The sequence below is a fragment of the uncultured Thiodictyon sp. genome (assembly GCA_903837595.1).
Taxonomy (GTDB): Bacteria; Pseudomonadota; Gammaproteobacteria; order Chromatiales; family Chromatiaceae; genus Thiodictyon.
Window position 1 is genome coordinate 1 of record CAILVI010000171.1, and the last position, 2,210, is coordinate 2,210.

General features: G+C 62.5%; 4 protein-coding genes. All 4 read right to left on the reverse strand.

Annotation, left to right across the window (positions count from 1 at the left end):
• Positions 1–282: 282 nt before the first annotated feature.
• The 4 genes from QZY44_RS09315 to QZY44_RS09330 all read right to left on the reverse strand — a co-directional run bounded on the left by QZY44_RS09315 (position 283) and on the right by QZY44_RS09330 (position 2,176).
• Positions 283–1,005 carry a thermonuclease family protein gene (locus QZY44_RS09315; protein WP_295445459.1) on the reverse strand — a complete coding sequence of 241 codons (723 nt, stop codon included), beginning with the start codon at positions 1,003–1,005 and terminating at the stop codon, positions 283–285.
• Between the two features lie 197 nt (positions 1,006–1,202).
• Positions 1,203–1,364, reverse strand: a complete 162-nt coding sequence (locus QZY44_RS09320) for a hypothetical protein (protein ID WP_295445462.1) — start codon at positions 1,362–1,364, stop codon at positions 1,203–1,205.
• A gap of 331 nt (positions 1,365–1,695) precedes the next feature.
• Positions 1,696–1,923 (reverse strand): hypothetical protein, encoded by a 228-nt coding sequence (locus QZY44_RS09325; RefSeq protein ID WP_295445464.1) that lies wholly within the window; start codon positions 1,921–1,923, stop codon positions 1,696–1,698.
• Between the two features lie 4 nt (positions 1,924–1,927).
• The gene (locus QZY44_RS09330; protein ID WP_295445467.1) at positions 1,928–2,176 is read right to left on the reverse strand and encodes a hypothetical protein; all 249 of its coding nucleotides are present in this window, start codon (positions 2,174–2,176) and stop codon (positions 1,928–1,930) included.
• Positions 2,177–2,210: the final 34 nt, after the last annotated feature.

Sequence of the window (2,210 nt, forward strand, 5' to 3'; positions counted from 1 at the left end):
CATCCGTCAAGAAAGGGCGAGAGGACCGGACGGGTTGACGGACCGGGCAGCAGCCGGCGAGCCTTGCGGACTCCCCACCCGATCCCCTCATAACTGGGAATCTGGGCATAAAAAAATCCGCGATGCGGCTGTGTGCCGCTGCCTCAGGGCCGTCAAACCCTATCGCCCACGAGGGGCGGCAGGACAAGCCTAGCCCCGCCCGGCCGCGGTTGTCAACAAGGCGCTTGCTAGCCTACCCTCACGTAGTAGCGATGAGCAGATAAATGCGGTAGCGACTGATTCTTATCTGCCACCGGGGCGCTCCGAGGCGGCTCGCGCACCGCAGCGGTGCCCGCGTGAGTCGAGGTCTGAAGGCACATTGCAAGCTCCATGATGACCCCCGCTGCCTTTAGTGATTACGGCGGGGGCGACGGACACGACGGGTCGATCCGCGGGAGGCCGGGCCGGGCTTCCGGGCGATACGAAATCGTTGGATGTCGGAGCCGCAGCGCTTTCCTGTGTTGCGGATGGCGCCTGGATGGCTTCGGACTTGGCAGCATGGCGCCATTCCCAAGGCGGGACCTGCTCCGCTTCAGGCAGTGCCCATAGCCCGCGGTGCGCGTTCCTGGCCGCAGCTTCGAGGTCGAGAAGATGCGCATCATTGGAATATTTTCGATAGACCCATGCTGCTCCTTGGTCCACTAAGGTGGCATTGACATCGGTCGATCCAACGTAGACTCGTGCAACTGAGCGACCATAGAGATCGGTGGTATGCACGTCGATCCGTGCAATCTTGCCAAAGGCGATATCGCTCAATGCTTGTTTAGCACGGCTCCCGTAGGGCTGTTTCGACTCCGGTGTGTCGATGTCGGATAACCGGACCTTGACTTGTAGGTTCTGTGGCGTCAGTAGGGTAAGCGTATCCCCGTCGGTGATGCCGACCACCTTGCCGACGATCTCCTCAGCGCTGGCAGGCAGTGAAAATAACAGGACTGCGGCAAGAAGTATGCGGGCGATCAACGACATGATGAATCCTCTGATCCCTTATGATCTGGTTTAGTCGGGAGTTGTTTGGCATCGTAGAGCATGAAGCAGTTGGCTGCGGCCGGGAGACTGCCCGATCAGGATGAGAGCGAGCAGAGAGATCGCCCCGCACTTCGGGCATTCAGTCTCGGGCGCGGTGTCGGCCGGCTGCCGCTCGTGGTCGCACTTCAAGCACGTTGTCATGCAGTACTCTGGTCCGGCGGCAATGCGGGCGTTGGTGTTTTGGCAGCCTTGATCTTGCGCAGCCAGGGAGTGGCTAGCAGCCCGGCGACGAACACCGCTGACACGATGGCGGTTTCGAGCAATACAAACGCGACGGCCTTTTTCGCTTCTGCTTTCATGCTGCACCTCTGAGGTCGATTAATGGTGGCTACCAGGATGCGGCCCGGTCACCAGGCAGGTGGCTGGTCAGCGAGACCAATCTGAAATAGCGGGCCGTGCGAGGTTGGTCTACCGGGCTCAGGGTCCGGCGCACCCGAAGGGGCCCCCACACGGCCCTAAACTGGAGCCTGCGTTCGTCCATAAAAAAACCGCCTTATGGCGGTGTGTCCGCCTGAGTCTGCGGGAGACCAATCCCGACCACTGGGGGCAGTGGCAGGCCAAACCTACTCAGTTGCGCGGTGTTGTCAAGCTGTGCCCTGCCGTTGTGCGAACGCCGTCACACAGGCGCTGTCAATCGGCCGGACTTTCGTCCTGGATCAGGACGGTTGCCCGCACCACGCGAGCCCCGCGGCCCTTCGCGTCCGCGATCTCCTCGCCCCCGGGCCAGCCCAGCCCAACCTTCCAGGCATCCGCCTCATCGGAGAACCCAGTATCGAGCAGGACGTGGCCGTCGGGGCTGACAAAGGCCCACGCGCGCACGGCCGCGTAACCCTGCCAGGTGGGCGGGGTTTCAACCATGCACTTAGCCCGCTCGGTAATCCGGGATCTCTCGCTCCTCAACGATCCTGGTCCGCCGGTTGAACCAGCGCCGCACCAGGTAGCTGCGCACCAGGCTGATGACGGTGAACCAGGCGCCGATCCAGAGGTTGTCACTCAGGGGGAGATGGATGCCGAACCAGGGGAAGAGGATGAGCTGGGAGGCGAGGGCGACACCGTAGCCGATGGCGACGTTGGCGATCGACTCCTGGGCGGAGTGGGTGCGGGTTTGCATCAGTCATGCCGCTCGGTGGAGGCGAAGTGGGGGG

Coding starts and splice junctions, on each gene's coding strand:
- QZY44_RS09320 (WP_295445462.1), bottom strand. CDS start 1,364: ATGAAAGCAGAAGCGAAAAAGGCCGTCGCGTTTGTATTGCTCGAAACC.
- QZY44_RS09315 (WP_295445459.1), bottom strand. CDS start 1,005: ATGTCGTTGATCGCCCGCATACTTCTTGCCGCAGTCCTGTTATTTTCA.
- QZY44_RS09325 (WP_295445464.1), bottom strand. CDS start 1,923: ATGGTTGAAACCCCGCCCACCTGGCAGGGTTACGCGGCCGTGCGCGCG.
- QZY44_RS09330 (WP_295445467.1), bottom strand. CDS start 2,176: ATGCAAACCCGCACCCACTCCGCCCAGGAGTCGATCGCCAACGTCGCC.